We start from the raw sequence: 13812 nt of genomic DNA, 5'->3' as shown, positions 1-13812 counted from the left end.
TGAATCTAGCGATAGCAATCGCTATCAATACACTTTCAGAGGAGAATGAAAGATGCAATCCATCACTCGTTATGGAACTATCGTTGTCGTGTTCCACGCAGTCATAGTAGCACTACATAGTTTAGCCCACGAGAAAATTCCCGTTTCTCTTTCCTGGTTCCAAAGCTTGTTTGTTAGCTCGATCGTTGTGCTAGCTCCAATCGTCGCCACGATCTTACTTTGGACACCCTTTCAAAAAGCTGGTAGCTGGCTCTTGCTGGGTTCAATGACTGGAGCATTGTTGTTTGGTGTTTATTACCATTTGATTGCAGTTAGTCCCGACCAGATCTTCCAAATTCCGCTTACAGGTTGGGGTATTCTCTTTGATATCACAGCGATTCTTCTGGTCTTCGTTGAAGGACTCGGATGTGGAGTTGGTGTATGGGCTTGGAAAACACTTCAGCAGAAAGAGCAGGTTTTATGAGCCATCTTGAAACCTTTAACCAACATCGTTCTTTACTGTTCGCGATCGCAAGAGCGCATGTTAGGAACGGTTACGGATGCCGAAGATATGGTACAAGAAACTTTTCTGCGCTGGCAGCAAACGACTCAAGCAACAGTAAAATCCGCCAAAACATATTTATCGGCTATTATCACGCGCTTCTGCATTGATCATCTGCGTTCTGCCCGCGTGCAACGAGAACAATATGTAGGACCCTGGCTACCGGAACCGATCGCGACGCAACAAACCAACGATCCAGGCACTTATGTAGAGTTGGCGGATTCACTTTCGATGGCGTTTCTTGTCGTTTTAGAGCGATTATCGCCGCTCGAACGAGCCGTATTTCTGCTGCGCGAAGTTTTTGATTATGACTACGATGAAATCGCTCAGATAGTGGGCAAAACTCCAGCGAACTGTCGTCAAATTCTGCGGCGATCGCGCCAGCACATTGCGATCGCACGTTCCCGCTTTCCGGTTTCCCATCAGCAGCAAGAGCAAATTACAACCAAATTCTTAGAAGCATCCAACGAAGGCAATTTGTCAGAGTTGTTGGCACTTCTAGCCAAGGATGTTACCTTCTGGTCGGACGGTGGTGGAAAAGTTGCTGCTGCTCTCAAACCGTTGCAGGGTGCAATGAAAGTAGCTCGTTTCCTGCTGGCAATTCGGAGCAAGTGGCTTTCTGGGGCAGTGACTCGCATCGTTGATATTAACGGACAGCGGGGCATAGTTACGCTCGTTGACGATCGCATTCACAGCGTGATGACGTTTGATATCGTGGATGGCTACATCCAATCTATCTACACGATGAGGAATCCAGAAAAACTAAAGCGGCTCAACGAAAAGGCTATCCATTCATGCTAATAGAGCTTCTATGATTTACAATTTAGGCAATTGAAACAAAACTAATTGTGAGCAATTTTGACAAAAACAATTCACATTTGGTCTTCCCTTATCCGCCGATTCTAGCTAGTGACGGTGCTAACTGGAAAAACATTCAGTTTGCTCATTTTCGACAACCACCTCGTGAAATTCCAGAATACGTGTCGCCTTGGCATACCATTTGTCTGAATGTCGGCAAACCTGTTCGACTTGAGCAAGTAGTCGATGGAAAAAAGAAGACAGTTGACTCAGTATCGGGAGATTTAGCAATTTACCCAGCCTACCTCAGCCAACAGTTCCACTGGGATCGAGATGCTGAGTTTTTCAATTTGTTTTTATCACCGTCATTTCTAGCTACTGTTGGTTATGACGTGTTTGGCAGCGATCGCCTCGAACTTATTCCACATCTGGCTACACTGTTTGACCCGTTAGTTGGGCAGATTGGTTTTGCACTTAAAACATCTTTAGAAATTGACGGCAAAAATAGTAATCTTTATGCTGATTCGATTGCTCATGCACTTGTCGTTCATCTTTTATCTCGATATTCAACTAACTCAAGTCAATTAAAACCTATTATAGGTAGATTTACTCAACAACAATGGAAACAAATTATTGAATTTATTAATGCAAATCTGGATGAAAACATTAGCTTAGCTGAATTAGCAAAGATTGTGCAATTAAGTCCATATCATTTTGCTCATTTGTTCAAGGAGTCAACAAACACTTCACCTCATCAATATTTAATTCGTTGCCGGATTGAACGGGCTAAAGAATTGATAGTCATGAGCGATCTATCACTTGCTGCAATTGCTCAAACTGTTGGTTTTGCTAGCCAAGGACATTTTACCTATCATTTCAAACGTTGTGTAGGAGTAACGCCCAAAGTTTTTTCGCAGCGACTAGCACGCGACGCAACTTTGCCGAAATCGCAAGAACGTTGAAAACAATCGCAAGAACCTTGAAGAAAAGCATTCAGGAATTGCCACATACTGAATTTGTCACAAGATTTCAAGGTTCGCTTATGAGACGCATTCTTCACATTGACGCGAGTTACAGCAGTCAAAGTTCAGTATCGCGAATTCTATCTCAAGAATTCATCACGGCTTGGAAAATGTTTCATCCTGAAGATGCAAAGGATGTCCAGTTTGTCAATGCGAGTAACCTGGTCTTAGGCGATCGAGAGCAATCTATTTCAACGGCTCAAGCTACTCTTCAAACCCTTGCAGCTCATTGGTAGGACATGGAAAAGGAGAAGAATTTATGTCACGGGAAAACGTAGAAAATACTCGTCGTCTCTTTCAAGCTGTCGAAGACCGCGATGTTGCTGGAGTTCTCGCAGCTTACGCTCCTGAGATTATCATCCGCGATGCCGAGTCACTGCCCTACGGTGGCGTACATTATGGCATCGAAGGCGCGAAACAACACGTCGAAGGCGCAGCAAGAACTTGGGACGATCTCCAACCAGCAGCAGAGAGAAAAATGGATGCGGTTTTTCTAGACTCAGGAGATTATGTCACCGTCCTTTGGCGGCTGAGAGGGCTAGAGACAAGTAGCGGCAGAAAGTTGGATTTGCCAGTTGTCAGCGTCTATAAAATGCACGGTGGCAAGATCGTTGAATCGCAGATGTTTTATTCAGATACAGTTACAATACTGCAATTCCTAGAGAACAAACAATAACTATTGAATGCGGCGTGCAATGTAGTTGCGATAATCGGAATAATAAAGCACACCGTTCATTTTTAAATCAATGTTACCTGAAATCTGTATCGATCGTGCGCCATAATGCAAGCTGCTGCAATTGGGGAGATAACGCCCGATGAATTCATCACAGTTCGTTCTTTCAATTCACAAGAATAGCGATATTCACGCAATTGGTCGCTACATCGAAAATCAGATCGATGAAAACTGGCAAACTCTGCTGCATCAGAATCGAGATAAATTATTAGATGCATTCAACAAAGTTGATGACATGGCATATGGCGTGTATTGCTACAAGCTATTTCGACCGATTCATCAACATCTGAAACAGGCTGGGTTGTATCCCTCGCCTTGGCTCCCTGGCGATTTCAATAGTTCAAGGGAATGGGGCGCAGACCAAAGCGATCGACAGCGATGGATGTGGAGTGCGATCGCATCACAGGAAGAAAAGGCACTAGGAACGATCGTTACGATGATCTTTCACGACCACACCCAGTTTCGCCTTCCCCGTCAACCCCAGGCGATCGCTTTAACAGAAACCAGCAAGGAAGCTGTTGTCGCAACACTGTCAGAGCGTTCTACCGATTTCAAAAATGCCCTGGAATTTCAGGTTGAATACGCAGAGTACCTGCAAAGCTTAGAAAATCGAAAGCGCAGTTAGACGCTACCGATAGCCAGTTGCATCAGCAGGTTTACTAGCGTCTGCCACCTCACGAATGTAGCGCCAAGCATCAGGCTGCGAGCCATCTAGGTCTGTAAAGCCATAGATCTGCGCTAGTTGACCGCTCGATAGCGATTGACCGTTCCAGCGAGCCAAGTCCGGATCTTGGGCAAGACTCGCAACGGCACGACCGATATAGCGCGGGGTTTCCGAGATAACGAAGTGGGGTTCTTTTGCTGTTGCATCCTGCCAGTTAGCTTCGCTCACGCCAAAAAGATCCAACATGATTTCCGATCGCAACCAGCCTGGAGTCAATGCCACAGCCGTAGATTGATGGGGTTTCAACTCTTGCGCCAGTGCCCAAGCCATGCGGATGACTGATGTTTTCGCCAAATCGTAAAACAGCGACAGTCGGTAGTTTTTGTCGTTGTATTCTGGGTCATGCCCTACACAAGTGTGGGATAGCTAGCGATGTCATTCCAAGTCCAAGCACGATTGGTTAACTCTGCTCGCTGTGCCGCAGTAGTTCCTAAACAGGAGTGTCGCCAAATCCAGTTGAAGTAGCTAACTACAAGCCTGAGAGTAACTTTTGCCTGCTCCCACGCTTTGCTAAATTTGTTCTGTCGCCTATGCCAACGCCCTGTTTGAGTAGCGAATAATCCCATTAGTGCGTTCCAAGCGTTGGGTCAACACTTTACTAATATAATGGTCTATCTCATCAGGCAGCACTCGCTCATATCCATCCCAACCATCCGTATGCCATTCCTTGCAATCGGTCTTGCCCTCAGTACTAACTACCAGCTCAATCGCTAGTTCGTCAGTATGCTTACCTACACGACCTGTAAGAATCAGTCCACTCAACTGTGCCAAACTCACAGCTATCGGTGCAATCTCCAGCTTCTAGCTCTTGGGGTAAGCAGTATTTTTGTTTTTTCTACAAATGACCACAACTCATCCGCAGCAATAGCATCTGTATTAACATCTTGTACTTCGGCATTGTGTACGAGCTGCGCTTTTTGAGCCGAGGAACGAACAATGCTGACTACTGTGTCGTAAGCTAAACTACCGATCCGACTAATCCCTCGTAAACTGCTGCCGAGACTCATGGGATTGCAGCACAATTTACACATCTTCCTTCACTCACTTGCCGCCGATAGTAGAGTGTATCAAAGGTATCAGTGAAGGTTTGCTGACATTTGGGACAGAAGTGGCGTTGGCTCCCTTGACTCGTCAAGCCATGCTTATGTGATTTTTCATGACCGCACAGGGGACAATTCATTGCACTGCTCAAGATCGATTTACTTTGTTCAGTCTATCAGTCCCACACTTGTCTAGGGCATGACCCATCGGTATGCCACTCCCTGCACTTGGTATTACCTTCAGTACTGAGGATTCTACTGGTGTTTGCAACTCATTAGAGAGACAACACAACCTAAAACTCTACTGAAGCAACAGACCTACATTTTGAAGTTCCTCTACACTATCCTTAAAAACCTGCACAATGCGAACTATATCTTCATCAGTATGGGTTGCGGATAAGTACCCTCCTCCTCCAGGTAAAAGCAGAACCCCTCTATCGATTAAGTTATAATTCAACAACATCAGGCTCTCAAACGATGCAGAAATTCCCGAAGTCGCGGGACCGATAATCGAGCTGAAATTTGCCATGCGGAGCGGTACTGCTTTTGTGGCAAAGTAAGCATTCAATTCAGCAATAAATTGTGACGTGCGCTGAGCTAATTGCTCTTGCAGAGTCGATCCTTGCAACTTGAGATATTGAAGGACAGCTCGTGCAGCCGCGATCGCCAGTGGATGTTTGCGAAAAGTCCCTGCAAATAATGTCTGATTCGCTTGAGGATAGGAAGCATCTCCATAATTCCACATCCCACCATCGATCCGATCCATATAGACAGCCTTACCAGCAACGGCTCCGATTGGCATCCCGCCACCAACGATTTTTCCATATACGGCTAAATCTGCTGCCACGTCAAAAAACGCTTGAGCGCCACCTGGATGCAGGCGAAAGCCAGTTACGACTTCATCAAAGATTAACGCTATTCCCAATTCTGCGGTTAATTGCCTTAGTTGGTGGAGAAACATGCGCGGATCTCGATCTGGTCTTTGTCTTTGGATCGGACTCACTAACACAGCTGCTAATTCTTGGTGACGAGCCGCGATCGCATCGAGCGATCGCGGATGCATAAAATCTAAAACCAAAACATCCTCGGCAGCGCTGGGTGGTATACCTGGATAAATTGGCACTGAATGCAGATTCTCATCTACCGTTTCTGCTTGAACCAGTGTTTGATCGCTATGTCCGTGATAGGAATGGGAAAATATTGCAACTTTGTTGCGACCTGTGACCGATCGTGCTAGACGAATTGCAGTCATTATTGCTTCTGTGCCTGTATTACTAAAGGCGACTCGTTCCATCCGCGTTAGTTCGCAAAATAGCTCTGCAACCTCACCAACAAACTCTAGTTGCGAACCGAGTTGTATGCCTTGCTCTAGCTGCTCTGCTAGTGCTGCTTGAATAAACGGAGGATTGTAGCCAAAAAGATTGACTCCCAACCCCATGACGAGATCTATATATTCATTGCCATCGACATCCCACATTCTGGAACCCGCAGCACGTTTGCTGGCGATGGGATAGGTCATTTCTTTAAAGGGAAAACTGAAATCTTCCGTTCCTCGCTCGTCAGCCAAATAGGGGCGATAGGTCTGCGCCAGTTGTTTTGATGTTTTTGTGCGCTCGGTGTAACGCATGATGAATTGCTCTAAATACTTTTGCTGGCGGGACTGGTTTGCTAGGGCTGTTGTTTTCATGATTTTGATGAAGTTTTTCAAGTAGAAAAGCTTTGAAAAGACATTTCTTAGGTAGGGTGCGTTGGTGTAACGCACCCCAATACATCACAGGTTTTGATGCGATCCCCCCTAGCCCCCCTTAAAAAGGGGGGAATCATAGCCCCCTTAAAAAGGGGGTTGGGGGGATCTTCAAGGACTATGCACTCTAACCGAGAAGTATTGCAATGCACCCTACATTAACGCGATCGCGGTTTCCAATTGGGTAAAAGATCTGTAGGGGCGCACAGCTGTGCGCCCCTACAGATGTCACGCACGCAGTTGAGAATTGCTATGAGGAGCATCGAGAAAACCGCTTTGAATCAGGTATGAAAAGTAATTATTGAGTAACTGGGTATCTATGGGCGGACACGCAATCGGGATATCTGCAAGTTCCTCCGATGTGTTTCGATCGGATGCTGGAGTTGAGCTAGAAGATTCTGTTTCGTCGCGATCGCTAAAAAAAGGTATGAGTGGATACAGTGGATTGTCCGGGGACATTTTTTCGTTAAGTAGCTCTGCTTGAAACTGTTTGTAATCAATTGGTTGAAGTGGATAGCCAAACGATCGCATCCAGTTAGTTAGCTCGAACCAGCGCCAGGGATGGGGATGACAGAGGTGAAATACGCGATCGCCAGATTTTTCCTGCTGCGATAAATGAACGATCGCTTTGCTGAGATAATCTACAGGAGTCATGTCTACGGTTGTATCGAGAGCGGGCGCGTATCCAAGTTGGATAATACCTTTGATCGTTCTGTACAGGCGATCGTTAGTATTACAAACACCCGTTTTGCTATCTCCCGAAATCCGTCCTAAGCGGTAAATGCAAGCAGGAATACCTCGGTGCTGGGCAGTTGCAACTAACTTTTCTGCTACCCATTTCGTTTGAGCGTAGCCAAAAGACGGTATATGATGGCGATCGCACTCGTACAGTTCTCGCATGTTTCTAGTTTCAGCGCGATCGTTGGCGGACAACACGCTGAGAGTTGAAATGTAGTGTACTGGCTTGACTTTGGTTTGACTTGCCAGTCGCAAAACTTCCTGAGTTCCCAGCACATTAGTTGCTTTAAGGGCAGAGTAGGGATAAACCAAATTAATCGCCGCGCCATTGTGATAAATGACATCGATCGCACTTGCCAGCAATTGAAACTGCTCGTCAGTAAGACCTAAAAGTGGTTGCGATAGATCTCCGACAACTGGGATGATGCGATCGCTCAAAGACTCATGCCAAAGCAAATAGGATGCCAAATTGTTTTGAATCTTCTGTTTGCCTGATTCAAGATTGGCAGCACGTACTAAGCAATAAATCTCAGTATCGGTCTGCTGTAGCAACTCGTGAAGTAAAAAAGCTCCTAGAAATCCTGTTGCTCCAGTTAAAAAGATCCGAGTTGGTTTAACTGTAGGCTGAAAAGATGTTTCAGGACGAATTGCAGCATCGAGTTCAGCCTCAGCGTTTAAAACGGCAGCAGTTATTTTACTAGCAGCAGGTACTACGTCCGGTAAGTTAGCAGGTTTGTATCCTACAGCTTTAAGGGACTGACAATAGGCGATAAGTTGGCGCAATATTCCCAAAAAACTATTTGCCAAATTTTCAATTGTGGCTCGACGATGAATTGCTTCGCTGTAAGTCCAATCCAGTTGCAACTGACCTTCAGCAACAATGCCGTTAATATCTAGTAAATAGGCTCTGCTTCCTCGGGGGCTGCGTCCCGCACCGCAAGACTCGTAAGCTGGGGCAAACAGAGACGATTGGAAGACTCGATCGGACTGTCCCAGATAGTTAAATTGGATCTCCGCTTGAGATCCTAGTTGTGAGCCACTGAGGTAGCGCAGCACGCCATAACCAATTCCGCGATTGGGAATAGCTCGCAGTTGTTGTTTAACTGTTTTTAAAGTATCCCCTAGATCTTTCTCTGCCCCTAAGTCCAGCAATACTGGAAAGATGGTAGTAAACCAGCCTACGGTGCGCGATAAGTCTACATCGTCAAAAATTGCTTCCCTGCCGTGTCCCTCCAAATCGATGAGGTGTGAGTTTGCGCCCGTCCACTGTTTCAAAGCTGGCGCTAGTGCTGCCAGCAAAACGTCACCAATTTGGGTTTGAGCGGCTGCTGGTACTTCCTGCAATAAAGCTTGGGTTTCCTCCCGACTCAAGGCGATCGCGACAGTGCGAGCCTGAGCTACCGTGTTCTCGCCATCAGGAAAATCGATCGGTAGGCGAGTTGTCTGTTGACGAGATACTGCGAGCCAGTATTCTAGTTCTCGCTGCAATGCTGGCGATCGCGCGTAATCTGTCAATCGCTCTGCCCAATGTTTAAATGCAGTGGTTTTGGGTGGTAGTTGGATTGTCTCACCTCGGCTGAGTTGTTGGTAAATAGTCTGGAGGTCTGAGAGTAATATGCGCCACGACACGCCATCAACGGCTAAATGGTGAATGACTATTAGCAAGCGGCTAGGCTGACTAGCACCCAGATCGAAAAAAGCTACCCGGATTAGGGAACCCGATGATAGATCTAGGCTAGTTTGGATTTCGTTAGCAGCAGAGGCGATCGCTTCCCTTTGCTCTGCGGGTGACAATGCCGATAAATCGATTTGGGTAAACGGCACTATTCCGTTAAAGTCAGCGTTAAACTGCTGCCAAACGGACTCTTGGCGAACGAAGCGCAACCGGAGAGCGTCGTGATACTCCAGCAATTTCTGTACTGCTTGCTTTAAGAGTGCTGGGTCGATCTGCCGCACTTCCAGCAAAACGGATTGATTCCAGTGGTGCGAGTCAGGTAGATTTTGCGCAAAAAATCGCTGTTGAATCGGAGTTAGGGGAACTCGACCCGTCACGATTCCCTGTTCGGCTGAAATAACTCGGTGTTTGCCAACTGCTGCTGCTAATTCGGCAATTGTTTGATTTTCAAACAGTTGTTTCGGGGTCAGTTGCAATCCCGCTTGGTTAGCTTTGGCAACCACCTGCATATTCAAGATAGAATCTCCGCCCAACTCAAAAAAGTTATTGTAGATTCCTACCTGCTCCAATCCGAGAATCTGCTGCCAAATCTCAGCCAGCATTTTCTCAACAGTGGTGCGCGGTGCGGCAAACGTGTCTGTTTCTGGTGCGATCGCCTCTGCTGCTGGCAGTGCTTGAAGATCCACCTTCCCATTGGGTAAAAGCGGCATTGCTTTCAGTTTGACGAAAGCTGACGGAACCATGTACTCGGGCAGTTGCTGCTGTAAAAATTCCCGTAGTTCGCTAGTTGTGGGAACCGATTGTTTTTTCGGTACGATATAGGCAACCAAATGCTTGATGTCCGGTCGATCTTCTCGCGCTACAACTACAGTCTCCCGTATTGCAGGATGTTGTCTCAGCGCCGCCTCAATCTCCCCTAGCTCAATTCGGAAACCATGAATTTTGACCTGGCGATCGATCCGTCCTAGAAACTCAATATTTCCATCAGGTAGGTAGCGAGCCAAATCGCCAGTTTTGTAGAGTCGGGAGTCGGAATTCGGAATTCGGAATTCGGAATTCGGAATTAATTTTGAATTTTGAATTTTGAATTCTGAATTGCTTCCCTGCTCCCTGCACCGCAGCGCTCCCTGCTCCCTGCTTTCTGACTCCCGACTCTCCCAAAAAGGATTGGGAATAAATCGTTCTTGCGTCAAATCTGGGCGGTTGAGGTAGCCTCGCGCTACGCCAGCGCCACCGATGTAGAGTTCGCCAGGTACGCCGATGGGTACTAGTTGTAGATTCGGATCGAGTAGATAGATCTGCGTATTGGCAAGCGGACGACCCAGAGGCACAGTCTGAGAAACTTGTTTGGTTTGTTCTGCGGCGATCGCAAAGGTGGTTGCACCTACAGTCGCTTCTGTTGGACCATAGTGGTTAAATATTTTGATTTGGCACGTTGATAATTGCTGAATCTGCTCAATGAGTTGCCAGCTACAAGTTTCGCCACCCAAAATGAGTCGCTGTCGCGGTAAGATGCGTTCTGGGCGAGAAGCTGTGAGTAAGGCGCTTAGGTGAGAAGGAACGATCTTGAGGCAATCAATGGGATGGCGATGGAAATAGTCTGCTAGTGCCTCTGGGTTGGCAGCACGTTCGGAGGAAATTACGTGGAGACAGCCACCACTACACAAACAAGGGAAGATTGTCGTGTTGCCCAAGTCGGCGGCGAAGGTGGAAACAGCAGCAAAGCTATTACAGGTAGAAAGGTCTAGTCTTTGGGCGATCGCGTTTATATAGTTGAGGAGTTGCCGATGCTCAACCGCAACTCCCTTGGGTTTGCCTGTCGAGCCAGAAGTAAATAGCACGTAGACTAAATTCTCAGGTTTTACCTCACTGGTAAGATTTTTATCGCTTTCAGTCGCAATGTCTTGCCAATCGGTGTCCAAATAGATTATTTGCGCTGTGGATTGATAGCAATTCTCGATTGTATGGATGACATTTGTAGGGGCGCACAGCTGTGCGCCCCTACAGACGTGTATTGCATCCAATTGAAAACCACTATGAGACAGCGATTCAACGAGATGTTGTTGAGTTAACAGCACCTTGACTTGAGCGTCTTGCAACCGGAAGGCTACGCCATCTTGCGGCAAGCCAGGATCTAGAGGCAGGTATGCGCCACCAGCTTTGAGGATGCCTAAAAGTCCTACGATGAATTCTAGCGATCGCTCGACAAATAGTCCTACTAGTACCTCCGAGGTTACTCCCAATCTCTGGAGGCGATGCGCGAGTTGGTTAGCTTGCCTGTTGAGTTCGGCGTAGGTGAGTTGTCGATCTTCAAAGACAACAGCAATATTATCTGGTGTTTGCGTTGCCTGTGCCTCGAAAAGTTGGTGAATGCATCGCTCTTGTGAATAGTCGGTTTGGGTTTGGTTAAATTCAACTAATAATGTGTTGCGATCGCTTTGATTCAAGATTTCTAGCTGACCAATTTCTGCTTCTGGACAATTAATAGCACTCGCCAATAATGTTTGAAAATGGCTTGCCAAGCGTTCGATCGCCGCTATGTCAAATAAAGTTGAATCGTAATGAAATTCTGCGGTCAAAGAGGCATCTTGAAGCAGGCAAGATAGTTTAAGATTGAAGCGATCGCAACAGACGTATTGCTGAATGACAGCAAATGAAATTTCATCAGCGTAATATTTCTGCGGCTGTTGCCAAAAATCAAAACAAACTGGAAAAAATGTCAAGCTTGGATTGTTTTGTTCTAGCTTTACATTTTCCCAGCTAAAATATTCTTGCCATTGCTCGATTTCTACTGTCGCTTGTTCGACTTTTTTTAAGATTTCCTGAAATTGAACGCGGTCGTTTAAATGACACGATAGTGGTAAATACTTTTCTAGTAATCCTAGCGATCGTTCTAATTCTTCGTATTTACGACCGTCAAAAGCTCGACCGAGCGTAATCTTATCTTGCCTAGTAAAACGCCATAAGATAACGAACCAACAAGTCAATAAGAAATCAGAAATCGAACAATCGTATTTTTGTGCGATTGCTTCAAGCTGACCTAATAAACTCGAATCGATTTTATAACTAAGGCAATGAGGCTGAAATTGTTTTTTTTGTTTTGATTTACTTTCAATAGGTAATTTTAGGTTCAAAGCATTAGATAAGTCTTGCTTGCACCAATATTCTATTCCTGATTTGGTGTCCTCTGCCTCAAGTAGCTCGTTTTGCCATTCAGAGATATCTGCATATTGCGTGAGTTCATCAGATAATTCCTTATCATCCAAACAAGCTGTATACAAATGGCTAAGTTCGCGCACAAAATTATCAATATTTGCACGATCTGCACATAGAGATGGAAGGCTAATGAGTAATATATTTTGTTGTGAAGATAAGTTGATTAAAGATATATCTAAAAGCGAGCTTTGTGTTAGATCCAAAGGCGTTTTGAGTCGTTCAATAAAAACTTTTTGAATATTGGCATCTTTACAAATTTCGTATTGAATAGATACCGTACTGCGATCGCTGATAACCTGAAGTGGAATTGTCATTCCAGGTAAAAAACAAAAATTTGTTCGTAAAATCTCATGTCGGGCAACGACTTTTTGTAAAGCTATCTCTAAAGTTTTTATATCTAAATTTCCCTCGATTAAGAGAGCAAACTGAGTGCGATAAGTTTGGCGATCGCTTTGCTGTAACAGCCATAGATGCTTTTGCTGCGGGGAAAGTCGATAACCCTCAATGATTTCTGGTTGCATTTTCATGCCTCTGTTGTTAAATACTACTACTTAAATGGTTCGGACATCCCAACTAAAACTTTGCGAGAACCAACAAATGGCATTCGTCCGTGACATGACAACATATTGTCTAATAACAATACATCTCCTGTCTGCCAGGGAAAAATAATTGCTTCTTGTTGATAGATTGTTCTGATTTCTTCTAATACAGAATCTTCAATTGGGGAACCGTCGCCATAATAGGCGTTGCGCGGTAATTCTTCTTCTTTAAACCCAGCTAAAAGACCGACTCGAACAGATGGATTTAAGTTTGATACATGAAATAAATGTGCTTGATTAAACCAAACGATTTCGCCTGTTTTTGGATGCGTGGCGATCGCCTGACAAACTTGCTTGGTTCTGAGCCGATCTTTGTCCAACCATTCTACCTCAATACCTGCCGCGTGACAGTAATTTTCTACTTCGGATTTATTTGAAGTTTGAAATACATCTTCCCAAGAAAGATCGAATTCTTTACGATAATTTCGTACGTACATGACTTGTTTTTGCTGAAACTTTTCTCTAATTCTTGGATCGATTCGAGCAAAAACTCGGCGACTATCAGCAATTGGGGTTTCTCCTCCCTGTTGAGCGTTCTCAAAGCAATAAAAATAAATTTTCATGCACCAATGACGGGAGTATGACATTTCATTGTGCAGTGGGATTGATTGACTAGCAGGATATTCAGTTGAAGTATAGATGTTGCCGCTAACATGACTGCGCGGTGTAGAACGATAAGTGTAGGGTAATAATTCTCCAGAAGTCACTTGAATAAACTGCTCGAAATCGGCTGCTCCATTTAACTGAAAATTGCGAAAAAGTATACCTCCATGCTTCAGTAAATATGTGGCGATCGCCTCACGATTGTGTTTTGCCCAAGCACACAAATCTAGTCGCTCGTTAGTCGGTTGAATGAGCAAAGGTAGAGGGCGATTTGGCAGTAAATTATCGATTGCGATCGCTCCTACTTGGGAGAGGTTAATCGCTTTTCGCCGCAGGTTGCTTAAGTTTTTTAGGCTGGGCTTGGGAATATCTTTCATGA

8 protein-coding genes and 3 pseudogenes are annotated in these 13812 nt (G+C 45.3%); 6 read left to right on the top strand and 5 right to left on the bottom strand.

Annotated features, from left to right (window positions below):
• Nucleotides 1-52 precede the first annotated feature (52 nt).
• The 6 genes and pseudogenes from C7Y66_RS09440 (at nucleotide 53) to C7Y66_RS09415 (ending at nucleotide 3719) form a co-directional block, all read left to right on the top strand.
• Entirely contained in the window at nucleotides 53-463 is a 411-nt protein-coding gene (locus C7Y66_RS09440) for a hypothetical protein (protein WP_106545378.1), read from the top strand.
• Nucleotides 460-1342 (top strand): annotated as a pseudogene (locus C7Y66_RS09435) (RNA polymerase sigma-70 factor). The gene C7Y66_RS09440 and the pseudogene C7Y66_RS09435 overlap by 4 nt, the downstream one beginning before the upstream one ends.
• Nucleotides 1343-1389: 47 nt before the next feature.
• Nucleotides 1390-2301: a helix-turn-helix domain-containing protein gene (locus tag C7Y66_RS09430; protein WP_199197338.1), complete on the top strand. Its 912-nt coding sequence runs from the start codon at nucleotides 1390-1392 to the stop codon at nucleotides 2299-2301.
• Between the two features lie 80 nt (nucleotides 2302-2381).
• Nucleotides 2382-2597: a hypothetical protein gene (locus C7Y66_RS09425; RefSeq protein ID WP_106545392.1), complete on the top strand. Its 216-nt coding sequence runs from the start codon at nucleotides 2382-2384 to the stop codon at nucleotides 2595-2597.
• Between the two features lie 23 nt (nucleotides 2598-2620).
• Entirely contained in the window at nucleotides 2621-3037 is a 417-nt protein-coding gene (locus C7Y66_RS09420; RefSeq protein WP_106545377.1) for a nuclear transport factor 2 family protein, read from the top strand.
• A 139-nt stretch (nucleotides 3038-3176) separates the two neighbouring features.
• Entirely contained in the window at nucleotides 3177-3719 is a 543-nt protein-coding gene (locus tag C7Y66_RS09415) for a DUF6022 family protein (protein WP_106545376.1), read from the top strand.
• 3 nt (nucleotides 3720-3722) lie between these two features.
• Here C7Y66_RS09415 and C7Y66_RS09410 read toward each other — a convergent pair.
• From C7Y66_RS09410 to C7Y66_RS09390, 5 genes and pseudogenes are all read right to left on the bottom strand, one after another.
• Nucleotides 3723-4154, bottom strand: a pseudogene (locus C7Y66_RS09410) (short-chain dehydrogenase); the annotation flags it as partial.
• Between the two features lie 11 nt (nucleotides 4155-4165).
• Nucleotides 4166-4998: pseudogene (locus C7Y66_RS09405) on the bottom strand (IS1 family transposase).
• Between the two features lie 161 nt (nucleotides 4999-5159).
• Nucleotides 5160-6545 carry an aspartate aminotransferase family protein gene (locus C7Y66_RS09400; protein ID WP_106545375.1) on the bottom strand — a complete coding sequence of 462 codons (1386 nt, stop codon included), beginning with the start codon at nucleotides 6543-6545 and terminating at the stop codon, nucleotides 5160-5162.
• A gap of 285 nt (nucleotides 6546-6830) precedes the next feature.
• Nucleotides 6831-12752: a non-ribosomal peptide synthetase gene (locus tag C7Y66_RS09395; protein ID WP_199197336.1), complete on the bottom strand. Its 5922-nt coding sequence runs from the start codon at nucleotides 12750-12752 to the stop codon at nucleotides 6831-6833.
• Between the two features lie 26 nt (nucleotides 12753-12778).
• The gene (locus C7Y66_RS09390; RefSeq protein WP_106545373.1) at nucleotides 12779-13810 is read right to left on the bottom strand and encodes a TauD/TfdA family dioxygenase; all 1032 of its coding nucleotides are present in this window, start codon (nucleotides 13808-13810) and stop codon (nucleotides 12779-12781) included.
• Nucleotides 13811-13812: the final 2 nt, after the last annotated feature.

Origin of the sequence: Chroococcidiopsis sp. CCALA 051, from assembly GCF_003015105.1 — a bacterium.
Taxonomy (GTDB): Bacteria; Cyanobacteriota; Cyanobacteriia; order Cyanobacteriales; family Chroococcidiopsidaceae; genus Chroococcidiopsis; species Chroococcidiopsis thermalis.
This window is presented reverse-complemented; position numbering and strand designations above follow the sequence as displayed.